Origin of the sequence: Halovivax gelatinilyticus (assembly GCF_024300625.1) — an archaeon.
In the GTDB taxonomy this organism is placed as follows: Archaea; Halobacteriota; Halobacteria; order Halobacteriales; family Natrialbaceae; genus Halovivax; species Halovivax gelatinilyticus.
The window spans coordinates 1,311,233-1,328,251 of sequence record NZ_CP101322.1; the positions used below are offsets into that span (position 1 = coordinate 1,311,233).

Annotated in this window: 8 protein-coding genes; 4 read left to right on the forward strand and 4 right to left on the reverse strand. The window is 63.9% G+C overall.

The window, feature by feature from the left end; translation table 11 throughout:
• Window positions 1–84: 84 nt before the first annotated feature.
• Together NKH31_RS06470 and NKH31_RS06475 are read right to left on the reverse strand one after the other, a co-directional pair.
• Entirely contained in the window at window positions 85–1,293 is a 1,209-nt protein-coding gene (locus tag NKH31_RS06470; protein WP_254864313.1) for a class I SAM-dependent methyltransferase, read from the reverse strand.
• Window positions 1,286–2,416, reverse strand: a complete 1,131-nt coding sequence (locus NKH31_RS06475) for a 60S ribosomal export protein NMD3 (protein ID WP_254864314.1) — start codon at window positions 2,414–2,416, stop codon at window positions 1,286–1,288. The genes NKH31_RS06470 and NKH31_RS06475 overlap by 8 nt, the downstream gene beginning before the upstream one ends.
• Window positions 2,417–2,724: 308 nt before the next feature.
• On the opposite strand from NKH31_RS06475, the gene htpX reads away from it, so the two are divergent.
• The 3 genes from htpX (at window position 2,725) to radA (ending at window position 5,566) form a co-directional block, all read left to right on the forward strand.
• Entirely contained in the window at window positions 2,725–3,612 is an 888-nt protein-coding gene (gene htpX / locus NKH31_RS06480; protein ID WP_254864315.1) for a zinc metalloprotease HtpX, read from the forward strand.
• A gap of 105 nt (window positions 3,613–3,717) precedes the next feature.
• Window positions 3,718–4,350: a PspA-associated protein PspAB gene (pspAB, locus tag NKH31_RS06485; protein WP_254864316.1), complete on the forward strand. Its 633-nt coding sequence runs from the start codon at window positions 3,718–3,720 to the stop codon at window positions 4,348–4,350.
• 184 nt (window positions 4,351–4,534) lie between these two features.
• The gene (gene radA / locus NKH31_RS06490; RefSeq protein ID WP_254864317.1) at window positions 4,535–5,566 is read left to right on the forward strand and encodes a DNA repair and recombination protein RadA; all 1,032 of its coding nucleotides are present in this window, start codon (window positions 4,535–4,537) and stop codon (window positions 5,564–5,566) included.
• 276 nt (window positions 5,567–5,842) lie between these two features.
• Here the strand turns inward: radA and NKH31_RS06495 are convergent, their stop codons facing one another.
• Together NKH31_RS06495 and NKH31_RS06500 are read right to left on the reverse strand one after the other, a co-directional pair.
• Entirely contained in the window at window positions 5,843–6,247 is a 405-nt protein-coding gene (locus tag NKH31_RS06495; protein ID WP_254864318.1) for a hypothetical protein, read from the reverse strand.
• A 438-nt stretch (window positions 6,248–6,685) separates the two neighbouring features.
• Window positions 6,686–12,433, reverse strand: coding sequence for a CARDB domain-containing protein (locus tag NKH31_RS06500; RefSeq protein WP_254864319.1), 5,748 nt, complete (start codon window positions 12,431–12,433; stop codon window positions 6,686–6,688).
• Window positions 12,434–12,950: 517 nt separating this feature from the next.
• Between NKH31_RS06500 and NKH31_RS06505 the strand changes: the two genes are divergently transcribed.
• Window positions 12,951–16,880 (forward strand): tetratricopeptide repeat protein, encoded by a 3,930-nt coding sequence (locus NKH31_RS06505; RefSeq protein ID WP_254864320.1) that lies wholly within the window; start codon window positions 12,951–12,953, stop codon window positions 16,878–16,880.
• Window positions 16,881–17,019 lie beyond the last annotated feature (139 nt).

Consider the following 17,019-nt stretch of genomic DNA (forward strand, 5'->3'; position numbering starts at 1 on the left):
CAGAAAAATATTCGAGCGAACGTAGAGGACTACCCCCACTCGCACGGACAGTAGCCAGCCGACGACCGTGGCGAGTAGCGCAGGTCACTCGATCCGAGCGTCGACGACGACGTGAACGACGCCGGCGCTATGCGTCTTCACGCGCCTGCGTGCGTCCACTGTGAACGTCTTTCCAGCGTCCTCGATGGCTCGGTCGAGTCGGTCGAGCGGACCTTCCCACAGCGCGTCTTCGTGGACGGCCTCGTGATAGTGGACGGTTCCCCCGGGAACGACCGCCTCTAGGGCCGCCGGGAGGTAGGTAGCGGCCGTCTGTTCTCGCCACTCCGCGTGCTGACTCTCGACGTCGCGGCCCTCATCGGCATCGATGCCGTAATACCCCATGACGACGCGGTCGGCGTCGACGGTCCTCGCAACGTCCCGACAGTCGGCGTTGTACGCCGCGATGCGATCCGTCACGTCGTTTCTGACCGCGTTCTCGAGCAAGTATCGAAAGGCGGTCGGATTCGCCTCGGTCGCCGTCACGTGTGCGCCGGCCCGAGCCATCGGAAGCGTGAAATAGCCGATTCCGGCGAACATATCGAAGACCCGCTCGGCGGCGTCTAACCCGCCTTCGCCGGCCGAATCCGCGGTGGCTGACACCTCACCGGAATCCGAAACAGGATCCAAATCGGCATTCGCCGATCCAGAAACGACCCGACCCATTCGGACGCGTTCGGCCTGATTTCCTGGCGAAAACATGACCGCTGCGGGATCGAGTCCGTACGCCGTGCCGTGTTCGACATGGACCGTCTCCGTCTCTCGCTCGCCAGCAAGGTGGCGCGTTCGTGGCTCCCGGAAGGGGCCGCCGATTCCCTCGTCGGCCAGCACGGTCTCGGCGTCGCCGTGGAGTTCCAAAAGCGCCTCAGCGACCGCCCCCTCGTCCGGGCAATCGGACGGAATCGTGACGAGGACGACCGACCCGATCACGGCCCACGAGCCGGGTGCCCGCGCCCGTTCCGCCTCGCTCCATCCCCGTTCGGCGAGCATCGCGTCGAGATTCGTCGGCCGAAACGTCGGCTCGACCTGCCGAACGACGCGGTCGATCCGGGTCTCTGCGGGCGGCTCCGTCACCGGAAGCGCCGTTCGCTCGTCGTCGAACGACCGCACCGCCCGCCGATCGTCGTAGATCCCTTCCGCGCGAAGCGATTCGATCGCAATCTCCGTGCGAGCCTTCGGAACGACGGCCGCGAGTGGGTTTTCGCCGGTTGACTCCGACGGATCGATATCGGCGTCCGAATCCGTATTCTTACTCATCGCTCTCTTCAGGCGGCAGGACGTGCAGGCCGGCGCGACTCTTCAGTACGGGTACCGTCTCGGCCTCCGGATCGACGTACGCCGGCCGGGCGATCGTCTTCGCCTCGTACGTCTCGGGGTCTAGCACCTGGATCGAGTGTTCGTCTTCGACTGTGACCACCGTCGTCTCCTCCCCGTCGTCGCGCGTCCCCAGCCGCCGGGCCTCGGGTGCGATCCCTTCCTCGTACGACGCCTCGTATCGCTCGCCGGTCCGCAGCCGAACGCCCTTGAGGTTGCCGCGGGCGCTTCTGACGAGGACCGGACCATCGTCGTCGTCAGCGAGGTCGATCACCTCGCCCGGGACGTACGGCGGGAGCCTGACCGCGAAGGTGACGCGGTACACTTCGTTTCCGTCCTCGTCTTCCGTAACGAGCGTCTCCGAGTCGGAAACGGTGCCACCGAACTCTTCTCTGACCTTGTTCGCGACTTTCTTGCCGATTTTGGTGGTCGAGAGCTTGATGTTCAACCCGTCGTCGACCTCGCCCATCTCGGTGACGAACGCGTTTCGATCGCCGGTGGCCTCCATCTCCGCGACGACCGCGTTCGCGATCTCCTTCGTCCGGTCGATCTCCGTCGCCGTCGGCGTTCGGTCCGCGGCGCGAAGCTGGACGATGCTCGCGTAGTAGTTGCCCGCGATTCGACCGCACCGCGTGCAGGTGCCCCGGCCGATCGTCACGGGGACGACGACCGTCTCGTCGACCGGTTCGTCCCTGACCAGTCCGGTGAACAGACAGTGCATTCGGATCGTGTTCTGATCGACGTGCTCCGGGTCGACCTGCCAGGCGACGTCGTCGACGTCGACGTGGACCGAAAGCGCCTCCGTGACGGCGTCGATCGCGACGTCGGTGTAATCGTCGGCGTCGATGTCGACCCACCGGTTTCCGCGTCTAACCGCGCCACATCGCGCGCACACGAGCACCTCAAGCGTGTCGGGGGCGTCGACGAACTCGAAGTCGTCGAAGTAACACGACTGACAGAGGTCGACCGACGCCGACGGCCGAAGCGGATCGGCTGCCGATTCCTCGGGCGGCCGATCCGGAACCGGGTCCCCACACCGAGGACAGAACGCGCGTGATTCGCTCATTACGCGCCGTTAGGCGTGTATTCGGATAAACGACGCGTTTGAGGAGTCCGCGTCCGAACGCCGTGGGCACCGGTCCGACCGAACTACGTCAACCACACCCGGAGAGACGTCGAACGACCCCGCGTGAATCTCAGTATCGTGTGAATTGAATAGTCACAGCCGGCAGTTCGAGAGCGCGTCAGACGTCATACAGTCGAGTGGTTTCCACTCGAAATGAAGGGGTTGCCTGCCGGGTCAATCCCACCGGAAATCGAAGCCAGCGGGGACACACCGCGACTTTATTCTGCCGACGGGCGTAGTATCCGGGTATGGAATGGACGCCGGACTGGGGACTGCGAGCCCGGATGGTGCTGACGATGTTCTTACTGTTCGTCCTATACATCGTCTTCGCCGGGTTGATCACCGCCTACACCGGTGGCGGCCTACTCATCTTCGCGATGCTCTTCGGCGGGTTCTCGGTCGTCCAGTACTACTTCAGCGACACGCTCACCCTGAAGAGCATGGGGGCGAAGACGGTCTCGGCCGACGAGTATCCGCAGCTACACCGGTCGATCGAACGACTCTCCCAGCAGGCCGACCTCCCGAAGCCGACCGTCGCCGTCGTCGACGAGGACGTCCCGAACGCCTTCGCGACCGGGCGCAACCAGTCGAACGCCGCCGTCGCCGTGACGACCGGCCTGCTCCGCACGCTCGACCGTGACGAGTTAGACGGCGTCCTGGCGCACGAACTCGCCCACGTGAAAAATCGCGACATGATGGTGATGACGTTCGCCTCGCTGCTGGCGACGATCGCCTTTATGTTCGTTCGCTGGGGCGCCTTTTTCGGCGGCGGACGCGGTCGCGGCGGCGGTCGTGGTGGCGGCGGTATCATGGTCGCCATCCTCATCTCGCTCGTCGTCTGGATCATCAGCTACATCCTCATGCGTGCGCTCTCGCGCTACCGCGAATACTCGGCCGACCGCGGCGCGGCCGCGATCACCGGCAATCCCGGGGCGCTGGCCTCCGCGCTCATCTCGATCTCCGACGGCGTCGACAAGATACCCGACCGCGACCTGCGAGACGAAGCCGAGATGAACGCCTTCTTCATCATCCCGTTGAAGTCGGGCGTCGTCGGCAAACTGTTCGCGACCCACCCGCCGACGGAGAAACGCATCGAACAGCTCCGCCAGCTCGAACGCGAGATGGAGACGGTGTAGCTTGACTTCGGCGAAATTTCCCGTGAACAGTCGGACGTACACGCCACCGCTCGGGTAGCAACGGTTTCGCGTACGCTTTTGTCGACCCGACTCCCACGTGGACGTATGGGACTGCTCGACGGATTGCGCGCCGCGCTCGGGTTACGCGCGGAAGCCGATGCGCGCCGAGACGCCGACCCGGAGGATCTCTTCGGTATGAGCACCGCCTACCTGACGATGCACGCCGAACTCGGGTACGAGTCGACTGGCGAGGGCGCGCTCTGTTTCTCCGGCGTCGACGCCAGCGGCTTTCACGACACCATCGACGAGGTCGAGGCCATCCTCGAAGCCGGTCGCGAGGAGACGGGAACTGACTTCGCGGTGACCGACGATTCGCACGGCTACCAGTGGGTCGTCCTCGAAGACGACGACCCCGAGGACCTGGTGACGAGCATGCACTTCGCCGCGGACACCTTCGTCGAGAACGGCTACGGCTCGCGGCTGCTGGCGGCGGTCTTCGGCTACGAGAAGCGAGCGCGACAGAGCGGTCGCGGCGGCGATGACGGTCGCGCCTACTGGATCTACTCCTTCCGACGCGGCGCGTTCTACCCGTTCGCGCCCCGCCCCGGCCGCGAACGCGATTCGAGCGCGGAGTTCAAGCTCGAATCCGTGCTCGACGGCGAACTCCAGATCGAATCGGAGACGGAGTACTGGTACCCCCTCTGGCCGAGTTCGGACGGCAGACATCCCTGGGAGTAAGAGACTGATCATACGTTCGCTCATCGAGTCCGCTCTGGTTCGATTGCGCGCTCGTTCTCGTGACTTCCCTTCCTCCTACGTAAACCGTCGGAATCGATCGACGTCAGTCGTCCGTCATCCGGCACTTTCACTTTCACTTCCCTGTTAACGAGGGTTTATACCCGGTCCGGGAAAAGCGGTGTGTATGGCAGACGTAGACCTCGAAACCCTGCCGGGCGTCGGCCCGGCCACGGCGGACAAGCTTACAGACGCGGGCTTTGACTCCTATCAGAGTCTGGCGGTCGCCTCGCCCTCCGAACTCTCGAACACGGCGGACGTCGGCGAGTCGACCGCCGCGGACATCGTCAACGCCGCCCGCGACGCGGCGGACGTCGGCGGCTTCGAGACCGGCTCAGCCGTCCTCGAACGGCGCAACAAGATCGGCAAACTCACCTGGCACGTCGACGAGGTGGACGACCTCCTCGGCGGCGGCATCGAGACCCAGTCGATTACCGAGGTGTACGGCGAGTTCGGCTCCGGGAAGTCTCAGGTCACCCACCAGATGGCCGTCAACGTCCAGCTTCCGCAGGAAGTCGGCGGCCTCCACGGCAGCGCGATGTTCATCGACTCCGAGGACACCTTCCGACCCGAGCGGATCGACGACATGGTTCGCGGACTGCCCGACGAGGCCATCGACGCCGCGCTCGAAGACCGCGAGATCGAAGGATCGGCCGACGACGAGGAAGCCGTCGACGAACTCGTCGAGTCCATCTTAGAGAAGATCCACGTCGCGAAGGCGTTCAACTCCAACCACCAGATGCTGCTCGCCGAGAAGGCGAAAGAACTCGCCAGCGACCTCGAAGACACCGAGTACCCCATCCGGCTGCTCTGCGTCGACTCGCTGACCGCCCACTTCCGCGCGGAGTACGTCGGCCGTGGCGAACTCGCGCCCCGCCAGCAGAAGTTAAACAAGCACCTCCACGACATCGACAAGGTCGGCAACCTCTACAACGCAGCCGTCATCGTCACCAACCAGGTCGCCTCGAACCCCGACTCGTTCTTCGGCGACCCGACCCAGCCGATCGGCGGCAACATCCTCGGCCACAAGTCCACCTTCCGCATCTACCTCCGGAAGTCCAAGGGCACGAAGCGGATCGTCCGCCTCGTCGACGCGCCTAACCTCGCCGACGGCGAGGCCGTCATGCGCGTCGAGGACGAGGGACTCGTTCCGGAATAACAGCGAACTTTTTCCGCGGCGGGTTCGCCGAAGGCGAACCGCTTGCGCAAAAACTTCGATGAAAAAGCGCCGCGAGCGCTGACGGCGCTCGCGGATGCATCATCTGGACGCTACCGCAACCGCTGCACCGTTTCCAATCGTCGACAGGCTATTTTCAAACTCTACTAGATATTCACAGAGATGAAACGTCCTATAACGTGGCGGTGATTAGCGTGGATTCGACAGCCAACACGGTACCGGGCCCGTTTCCACGAGCGTCCAGTCTTTGGAGTTAAATTAGTCGGTCTCGGCCACCAGTTCAGCGAGTGCGTCCTGACGCCGCTCCACGACGGCCTCGATTCGGTCTTTCTTGTCCTCGGGGTCTTCTAATCCGTCGAGCCAGCGGCAGTCGGCGTAGAACGCGACGAGAGCGGTGATTTCGTCGTCGGAGAGCCGACCGAGGCCGTCACCGACCGCTGCGTAGATTACCGGGTTCTCGACCCGTTCGGTGACGGATTCGTACTGGCCGTCGTCGATCATCTCGTCGAGATAGCTGTACGTCCGAACTTCGGCAGCCAGCGCACCACGGAGGCGGTCGGTCCGATCCTGTTCGCGCTTCCAGTAGAGGAGTCCGGAGCCAGCAGCGGTCGTGATCGACCCGACGACGCCCCCGAGGACGAACCCGAGTGCGGTCTCGAGCATACGCACCTTGAGGTGATTTCGACGGGTAGAACTGGGGCTTGCAGCGGTAGCACAGCAGGCGAGTTTCGGATTTGTTGCAAGCCGCCCAGACAATCACGGACGGTCTGATTCCCGACAACGTAGACGATAGACACGAGTGTTATTCCGGATCACTGGCATCGGTAAACCAAAGGTGGTGAGAGGGTTTGGGAATCGTGATGATCTGAAACGTGTGAAAGAACCAGAGAGTGAAACGGATAATGACTCGGGCGCATTCTACACGATAGCCGTCAGCCGCCGCCAGTACGAGCAACGATCGCAGCCGTTCAATTGGGCGAGGACCTATCGGTACTCGCCGGCCACACGGTCTGAAGCCGCGATCATGGGGCGCTCGGGAGAATTGCGCAAACGGCCCTCAGCCTGCACGATCGGTGTGCTGGCGGGCGTCCCGCCGATCGCTCAGCTGACCCTCGCGGCCTCGGCGCACTCCACGCCAAGTTCGGGAAACGCCGCGAGCAGTTCCCGGCACGTGTCCTCGTCGGACCCCCCAGCGGCGAACACCCACTCGTCGACGACGACGGAAACCGCGACGTCGTACTCCGGGCCGCCGAACGGTTCCACGAACCGGAATATCTCCTCGTCCGTGAGTTCCGGTGGCGATCGGTCGAATTCGATAACGTGGGCGGCGAACTCGTCTTCGTGGTCGGCGTCGTAGGTGTGACCCGCACTCCCGTATGCGAACTCCTCGAGGTCGTCATCTCGAGTTTCCTGTCGACTGATCATCCCGCTGAAATCGGGCGTCATCGACGATCCACTCCGAACCAGATCGTCGATCGGTTGCTCATCCTGCGGAACGAGCGCCTCTCGATCGTCGGTGCTCGGTCGGTCGCAGTGGGCCGCCGGGTCACCGGATCCGGCGGTATCGCGACCGACCTCGTCGCTCCCCGCATCGGACCGGCCGTCGTCACTCCCCGCATCGGACCGGCCGTCGTCGCTGTCGAGACAGCCCCCAACCGCGATAACGGAGCCACCGATGAGTCCGAGAACGCCACGCCTTGTGGCCGTGTTCGCGGGAGGTCGACGCGAGAAGGCCCCCATCAACAACAGTGCAAGAATCGCGATCGCGATCCCGAACCCAGGCGTCGCGTCGTCGCCCGCAGCGTCCGAGGTGTCATCAACCTCGCCGGCGTCATCACCGTCCGCCGCCACGTCATCAGTGTCGTCCGTCCTGTCGTCGACGGTCACCGTCTCGATCCGCTCGCCGTCGAGTTCGAGTTCGTACTCGCCCGCATCCTCGAATGTCGGTTCGAACTCGACGGTCGCGGTCTCGCCTTCGGTCAGCGACACCTCCTCGACCGCGGCGACCTCTCCACCCGCTTCGAGTGCCAGTTCGTGGGCCCCGTCCGCTCCGCCGGCGTTTTTCACCTCTGCGACGACGACCGGTCCCTCACCGGTCGAGAACTCGGTTCCGGACACCGAGTGGTCGATGACGGAGATGTCGGGCTGCTCGCCGACGAGTGCGAACGACGAGAAGTGCGGCGTTTCCGCCGAGATGGTCGTTTCGTCCCAGGTCCCGCCCGGGAAGAGCTCTTCGGGAGACTCCGCTTCCTCCCAGGTGTCGCCCGGGAAGAGATCCGCTGGAGAATCGGCCTCTTCCCAGGTCCCTCCGGGGAAGTGGTCCTCGATATCCTCCCAGGTTCCGCCTGGGAAGAGCTCTTCGGGAGACTCCGCTTCCTCCCAGGTGTCGCCCGGGAAGAGATCCGCTGGAGAGTCAGCCTCTTCCCAGGTGCCGCCCGGGAAAAGGTCGTCAGCATCCTCCCAGGTGCCGCCGGGGAAGTTGGCCTCGGCCTGCGTTTCGCGCTCGGTCCACTCGCCGCCCACGTGGTGGTAGAGCGTCAGATCCTCGGGGTCGAGGTCGTTGCCGTCCAGCTCGTCGACCGAGACCTGGAACTCGAGCGCGGCGCTCTCGATCTCCTCGGCGTCGAGCGATTGGTCGACGTCGAACAGCAACATCTCCACTCCGGCTGGCAGGACGTCGGTGCCGTCCGGTCGCTCGTCCAAGTGTTCGACGGTCGCCTCGAAGTCGAGGTCCGCCGTCGACGAGATATCGAGTGCGGTGAGCCCGGCGGTCTCGTTCTCCCGTTCGTGACCGATCGGAATCGAGATCGCCTCGTTCGTCGTCGCGCCCGTGATCGAAATCGCCACGCGGTCCTGGGCTCCGTCGACGGTGACGTTCGTGACGGGTTCTGGTTCGGGCTCGGGATCGGGTGCTGGCGACGGCGACGACGGGTCGTCTTCTTCCACCGAAACCGTCCCAGCGTCGACGCCACCGACCGACACCGCGAACTCACCCGCGTCGTCGAAGCGGTAGATGAACGCGATCGATTCGACCTCGTCCGGGCCGAGTTCGACGGTTTCAGTCTCTTCGACGCTTCCGTCGATCTCGAGTTCGGCGGTGTACTCCCCAGCGACTTCGCCGTCGTTCTCGACGTCGGCGGCGATCGTCACCTCCTCTCCCTCCTCGACGTCGGTCTCGTCGAGGGAGGCATCACTGACCGAGAATTTCGTCTCTGGCGTTAGTTCGACCGAGACGGAACTCTGCTCGGCCGCTTCGATCTCCACAGACTCGACTGTCTTCGTCTCGTACTCGCTTGCGGTAATGACGATGTCGTACGTGCCGACGTCAATCGATGGAACGAGAGATCCGCTATCAGCCTCTCCTTCGTAGACGGCTTCGTCGCCGTCCCAGATCGTAAACGCAGCGTCGACCCCGTCGCCAGTGAGTTCGTCTTCGACGGTCAAAACGAGGCTCCCAGTCGTCGCGTTGACAGAGACCGTGCCGGCCTCGGCGCCACTGACGCTCACGTCGTACTCGCCGTCGGTGCCGAAGGTGTGGATGAACTCGATCTGTTCGGTTTCGTTCGCGCCGAGTTCGACGACCGCTTCGTCTTCGATGCTGCCGTCGATCTCGAGGACGATCGTCCGCTCGTCGGTTTCGTCCCCGACGTTTTCGACGGTGGCCTCGACCGTTAGATTCTCACCAGTGTCGATCTCCTCGTCGCTGAGGGAGGCGTCGGTCACCTCGATATCTGGGTCAGGATCGACGACGTTGACGGTTCCCGCCTCGACGCCCTCGACCGCGAGTGCGTACTCGCCTTCCTCGTCGAACGCGTGCGTGAACGCGATCTCCGTTGTTTCGTTCGTCCCCAGTTCGACGGTTTCGTTTCCTTCGACCTCGCCGTCGATCTCGAACTCGACGGCGAACTCTTCCGTTCCGTTTCCAGTGTTTTCGACCGTCGCCGTCACCGAAGCGTCTTCGCCGAGATCGATCTCGATTTCGTCGAGAGAGATATCCGTTACGTCCAGTCTTGGGTGGGGTGTTAACTCAGCCCGGACGTCGGTGTGCCCTGCGCCGTCGTGTTCGACCGACTCGATTGTTTTCGATTCGTATCCGTCCGCGCTGAATACGAAGTCGTACGTACCGACCTCGACTCCCAGAATCAACGAGCCGCCATCGAACTCACCGTCGTAGACGATCTCGTCACCGTCCCGAATCTCTACCGCGGCCTCGATGCCCTCCTCGGTGAACGCGTCGTCCGCGAACACACGGATATCGCCCATCGCCACCGTGACGGAGACGGTTGCCACGTCGATCTCGTCGACGCTCACTCGATAGTCGCCTTCCTCGTCGAAGGTGTGCATGAACTGGATCTCCTTGGTTTCCCCCGGGGCGATCTCAACGGGTTTTGTCTGTTCGACATCGCCTTCGATGCGGAACTCGACGGTGTGGTCGCCGGCCGCGTCGCCCTCGTTCTCGACGTCGGCTGTCACGATCACCGTCTCGCCTTCCATCACCTCAGTGGTGTTGACGGAAGCGTCGACGACGGAGATGTCGGGTTCGGGCTCGCCCTCCTCGCCGAACGCACCAAGCGTCGAAAAGTCGGTGACGTTTGCGTTCACGGTCTGGGCGTCGGTGTCGACCGTCGACTCCTCGAGTTCGTTCCAGGAGTTGTCGTGGTTCCAGAGCGCGAGCGTCTCCTCGTCGACGCCCGTGACGTCGGCGTCCTCGTACTGCACAGCGACGTCGAGGAACGCCTCGTCGCCGTCACCGCTCGCCTCAAAGTACGCCCCAATCCCGGTCGCCTGCTCGTTATCCGGCGGCGACGAGGCTTCGCTGATCACGGCGTCGCGGGTCTCGAACGAGAGCGTCGTCTCCGTCGGCGTCTCCGCGCCCACCGTGACGTCGTCGGCAGTGATTTCGCTGGAACCGACTTCGATCGCCCCTCCTTCGGTCTCGCTAACGCGCACGCCGTCGAACGAGACGTCGGTAAGACTGTTCCCGAACTCGATCGCCGGTCCATCGGTGTGGCCGGTGTCGAGCACGTCTAGGTCGGTGAATTCGACCGTTTCTGCCGACAGAACCCAGAGCGCGGTTATCGACCCCTCGGTCGGATTGTCGGAGACGTTCAGCCCGTCGATCGTACTCTCTTCGAGTCCGTCTATTTTCACGAGCTGAATAGAGCTCCACTGTCCGCCCTCCGCATCGTGGCCAGTCACCGTGGCGTTTTCCAGGGTGAGTTCGCTACTCTCCTCGAGTTCCATCGCGCTGCCGTCGATTCCGTCGACGACGCTGAGGTCCTCCAGGACCACGTTTTCAGTGTTGGTGACGTGAACGGCCGGATCATCGTCGTCGTGGCCCGTGATGTCGACGTCTGTGATCGTCACGTTCTCGAGGTCCGGCCCGTAGCTTCCGGTCTCCAACCTGAGTTGTCCGTCTTCGATCTCGATATCCGAGAGCGTCAGGTCCGAGTAGGACTCGACGGTGAGACCGCCGTCCATCGAAAGGTCCGACAACCCGAGTGCGTCGAGTTCGACGTCACCGGAAGCTTCGAGCTTGAGACCGGAAAACCCGCCGCTAATGTCGTTGTTTTCGACGTCGTCCGGAACGGCGTCGAGGACCCAAACGCCCCTCGACGCCGCGTCGATGGTGTTGTCGGCAACTACGGTGTCGGTCGTCGCATCCAGGTGGACACCGTGTCCATTGCTCGTGATGTTGTTCCCGGAGACGGTATTGGTCGATCCATCTTCGATGTGGACGCCCGAGTTCGCGTTCAGAACGTCGGTCATCTCGTTGTCGGCGACTGACCCGTCGTTCGAATCCATTAGTGTGATGCCGCCCGACCAGCCGATCTCGTTCTCGGTCACGAGCGCATCGTCCGCCGAGTTCACTCGCACGCTCTCGTCCACATCCGATATCGTGTTGTCGGTGACGTTCGCGCCATCGTTGGAATTTCCGTCCGTGAGGGAGTGATCCTGGAAGAAAATGCCGTATCCAGTACCACGATCCGGATTGATTCCGTCGGGATCGTCAGTCAGACCCTCGAGATCGTCTATCTCGTTACCCGACACGACGGCGTCCGTCGAGTTGACGACCATGATGCCGTACGTGTCACTCACAGCAGCGTTCGGTGCAGAACTGGCGTCACTATCGTCGATTTCGTTGTTCGTGAGCTGTGCACCCGGCGAACTGCGGACTTCGATCACCGCTGAATTCTGGTGTTTCACCTCTCGGCTGATGGTTGCACCGTCGACGGTGGGTCGTTCGATCTGGCTAGCGAGGATCACCGACGAACCGACCCCCTCGGATGTCGTGACGTCGCGCATCTCGAGGTCGGCCCCGTACTGGGCGTACAGGTCCACACCACTGACCATGTTCGCGAGGTCGACACCGTCGACGGAGAGACCATCCGTCCCGGTCGCCCGCACCGCTCGACTCCAGTGCTCGAACGAGACGTTTTTGACCGTGACGTCGGAGAGCCACCCGTCGGGGTTCTCTCGATACAGTTCGGAGTGTGATTCGTTTCGGACGAGAACACCCTTTGTGTTCGGTACGTCTTCACCCGCTTCGGAGACGCTATAGCCGTCGATCGTCTGTCCCATCCCGTCGAGCGTCACGCTGCTCGCGTTGATCGTGAGACACGCATCGTAGTTCTCCCACTCTTCGGGGTTGTCAGGTTCGAGGTCACTTCCCAGCTGGTAGCTGCCGGACTCGTTTATCTGGGTACACGAGTTGATCTCCGTTGAGGTCGTCTCCGCCGCAACGGCCCCGCTGAACGCGAGGATGGCCACCGTTACCAGCGCCAAGAGTAGGCTCGCCGAGAGTAGAACCGGTCGAGCGGAGCTCGCCGCGCCGTCGATCGACGTCATACGGTCACCCGCCCGAAGACCGATCCGCCCCTCGCGGACGTACCATCGTCGGCGGTTCCCGCCGTTTCGGCCAGCCCCGCCGATGCTCGAAACACCAGCTCGCAGTCGACCGCGTTCGACTCAGGTCCGCACAAATCGTAGCCACCGCTCGGCGTGTTCACATCCGCCCGGACCGATACGCCACCCGAGTCGATCCCCAGGCCGTCGACGATCGCCGACGTTCCGATTCCCGCTCCAGGATAATGCACTCCTTTCTCGGCCCGTCTACCGTCGGTTCGGTGTCGACGAACCCCGTTTCGTTGCTCCCCGATCGAACCGATTCGGTTCCATACCATTGCTGGCTCTGTTTCGGAGGGGGTGAGAATATTCCACGGTGTGGAACACTGTTTCACGATGTGACACCCCGAAGGAGACGACTCTATCGGCTTTCGCCGACGGTCGTGACGAAACCGACGAAAACCCACCGAATACCGCCTCAGAAAGTATAAGACGGTCCCCTCACGTTACCAATTGAGAGATGCGACGAGCGGAGAGAACCGAAGAGACAGAGGCGCTCATCAAACGGATAGACGTGCTCGATCGCCTCTGTGAGTCGTCCGCGTACATCCGCGACCTCGTCGACGATACGGGACAGTCCCGCTCGACGATCAACCGAGCGGTCGCCGAGTTAAAAGAAATCGATCTCGTCGACACCAGCGACGAGGGGATCGAAGCGACGATCGCGGGACGGCTCGCTCGCGACCGCCTCGACTCGTTCCTCAGCGAATTCGACGACGTGCTCACCGCGGAAGCCGTCCTCGATCCGCTGGCGCCGTCGGTCGGCATCGAACCCGCGGTCGTCGCCGGCGGAGAGGCGATGCTAGCGACCGGCCCGACGCCGTACCGGCCGCTCGAACGGGTTCACGACGACCTGAACGACGCCGAGAGCTATCGAGCGCTCGTTCCGGCGCTCGAGGATCCGCGCACGGTTCGGCTCCTGTACGAGCACGTCATCACCGACGGAAACCCGGCCGAACTCGTGGTGTCACCCGAGGTGTTCGAGTCGCTGCGCCAGGAGTTCCCGCGCCGGATGGCGGCGATGGCCGACACGAACGACTTCTCGGTGCTGGTCGGCCCCGTTCCGCCGTACGGCCTCGCAACACTCGTTCGCGAACCGTCGCTCGAGTCGAATCCGCCCTCGGACATCGCTCATCTCGTCGTGATGAACGAACACGGGGGCGTTCACGGCGCGCTCGTAAACGAGTCAACGGCCGCAGTGACCTGGGCCGAATCGCGGTACGCGGCAGTCCGCGAGGAAGCGATCGATCGAACGGACGCGTTGATCGACGACGCGGACGACGTGCAGTGCACCCGCGCATCCGTCGGCCGCTCGCCGACCGGGTTGACGCTTCCGGTGTCGCTCGAACGCGAGGGATTCATCGAGGTGGACGAGTCGTACTTCCGCGAGGAACCCGTCGCCGACCCGGCGACGGCGTGGCGCACCGGCCTCTCGCTCGGGGAGGTCCACACCGGCTACGCCGTCGCGAGGACGTATCCGAACTCCGAGAGTGATGCCGGAATCGCCGATCGTTTCTTCGGCGACGACAACCCAACCGATGGCCGCTCGACCGACGGCCACCACCCAACCGACCTCGCAACGGCCGTCTCGGATGGACTGGTAACCGGATCGAACAGCCTCGTCCTCGGCCCGCCGGGATCGGGCAAGAGTACGGTCTGCAAACAGGTCGCCTGCGAGTGGTACGCCGCCGACCGCGGCCCGGTCCTCTATCGCGAGTACGACCGCGGCCGATCTGTTTCGTCGATCGACGATCTCGCCGCGGCCGTCGCTGACAGCGGTGGGCACGCGCTCGTCATCGTCGAAGACGCCGTCCGCGCGGACGCCAACGCCATCTTCGGGGCGATCGAACGGCTCGAAGACTGCGACGACGTCAGCGTCCTGCTCGACGCTCGTGAAAGCGAGTGGCGCGAGTACGCGAGTCGCTCGGCCGTCGCGAGCGAGCTGGCGGTGGCGCACGTCCCTCCGCTACGAGCGTCGGACTGTGAGCGCCTCGTCGACCACTTCGAACGGACGGTCGGAAAAACCGTCGACGTGTCAGCCGACCGACTCTGGTCGACGGTACGCGGGGAGGCTTCCGGCGGCCATAGTAACGAACTGCTTCGATTGATCCACCGACTGGCACCATACGCCGATCCGCTAGCCCACGAACCGACCGCCCTCGAAGAAGCCGTCGGGTCCGTGTCAGATGCGCTCGATGGTGACGAGGTGACGCTGTCAGTCAGCATTCTCGCGAACGTACTCAACGCCGCTGGCGTCGACATCGATCGGGGGTTGTTCTACTCGATCGTCGAGGCCGATCGGTTCGACGCCGTCGACGCAGCCATCGACCGGCTGGAGGGTGTCGTCCTCTTCGCCCGCGAGGACGGTAGCTACCGAACCGTCCACGAGGAGTGGTCGACGGCGTTCTTAGCTCATCGCATCGACGCTGGCGGCGAGAAGGCGGCCGCTCAACGGTTCGGCGCCGCGGTGAGCGCGCTGCTGGCGCTCGCGGACGACCCAGACCACCGTCGCGAGATCGTCGAGCACCTCGACGGCCAGCGGACACTCGCTGCGGTCACCGACGATCCGGCGTCCTGGGTCGACGAAACCGTCGAAGCGGTGTACGCAATCGGGCGACGCCGGTCCCAGCTCGCGGCGCTGTTCGGCGACGGCTCCCGAGACGCTGTCGAACTCCCGGACGCGTGTTCGGACGCGCTGAGCGGTCAGCGACCGATCTGGCTCGGCCGGCTCTTCCTCTCGGGCGGGTACTACGATCGGGCCGAACGCGCGTTCGAACGGGTGAACGACGAATCGATCGATCGATCCGGCGAGCGCCTGCTGGGGCTCGCTCGGGTCTCGATCAACCGAGGCGAGTACGACGAAGCGCTCGCTCACTGCGAGGCGTGTCTGTCGCTGGTAGACGGCGAGGGTCGGGAGGTAATTCGCGCCCGGGCGCAGCTCCGTCTCGGGGAGGTGCTGACCGAACGCGGCGAGTACGACGACGCGAAAACGAACTACGACGCGGCCCTGGAGACATTCTGCGCCCGTGGACTCCGCGGGTGGGAGGCTAGCGCCCGGCACGGGCTTGGCACCGTCGCAGGGAAACGAAGCGAGTTCGACCGGGCCACCGAACAGTACGAAACGAGCCTCCGGCTCGAGCGCCAGATCGGCGACCGTCGCGGCGAAGCAGAGACCATCACTTGCCTTGGGAACGTCGCCTGGAAACGTGGGGGCGTCGACCGGGCGTCCGAGCTGTTCGAGCGAAGCCTCGAACTCAGGCGAGAACTCGGCGATCGTGCAGGGGTGGCAACGGCCCTCGGTCATCTCGGGGTGATCGAAGGCCAGCGAGGGAACCACGAGCGAGCCGCCGAGTTTCACGAGCGGAGTCTCGAACGTAAACGAGAACTCGGCGACCGCTCCGGTGAAGCGAAAACCCTGCACAATCTCGGACACCTCGAGAGTCAACGAGGGAACTTCGACCGCGCTGTCGAGTATTACGAACAGAGTCTAGAGCGTAAACAGGAACTCGGCGACCGCCCGCTGTTGGACTCGACGCTCAACAATCTCGGGACGATCGAGGGACGACGGGGCGAGTTCGACCGCGCGGCCGAACTACACGAACGAAGCCTCGCCCTCAAGCGAGAACTCGGCGACCGACACGGCGAGGCGTTCAGCCTCCACAATCTCGGTCAGGTCGAACACCGCCGAGGCAGCTTCGACAGGGCGAGCGAACTCCACGAACAGTGCGTCGCACTGATGGACGAGCTCGACAACCGTCCCGGGACGGCTCCGTCACTGGGCAATCTCGGGTTAATCGCCGCGCGGCGAGGTGAGTACGATCGGGCCCAGGAGTACGGCGAGCGATGTCTCGACGTCGCAACGGAGGCCGGCGATCCCGAACAGATCGCTGCGGGCCACCGGTGTCTGGGCGAAATCGCCCTCCGTACGGAAGCCTACGATCGAGCGCGAACCCACTTCGACGCCGCTCTCGATGCCCTCGATAGCGAGGACGGGCTGATCGCTCTTCAGGTCCGTCTGGCCAGCGCCAGGCTCTCGCTCGCCCTCGGCGAGATCGACCGGGCCCGATCGATCGCACGCGCAGTCTACGGAGCGAGTGAAACGATGACAGCGGTATACTGGGTCGGCCGGAGTAGTCAGCTTTTAGGGCGAATCGAGTCCGACGCTGGGACGATCGACACTGCTCGCGAACACCTTCTCGATGCCCTCGAAACGTTCGAGCGAATCGGTGCGCTTTACGACGCACTGCGGACGCTGGAGTGGCTCTTCGAGACGGGCGCCGATTGCAGTGAAACCGCCGATGCGTGGCGGGAACGGGCCCGGGTGTTACTGGCTGACGCACCCGAGTCGGTGCGCGAGTGTCATAGGGAGTTGGGCGAAGAGTGCTCCTAACACGGAGGATTCGAGGGCGGCCGGCCCCGATCCTGGTGGAGTGCGCCCAGTGTGGTCTCGCGGTGGCGTAGATATCGTCGCCGACGAAGCGTGAAAGTGGAGCCAGGGGTTCACTTCGCTCAGCTCCCACCCGAATCGG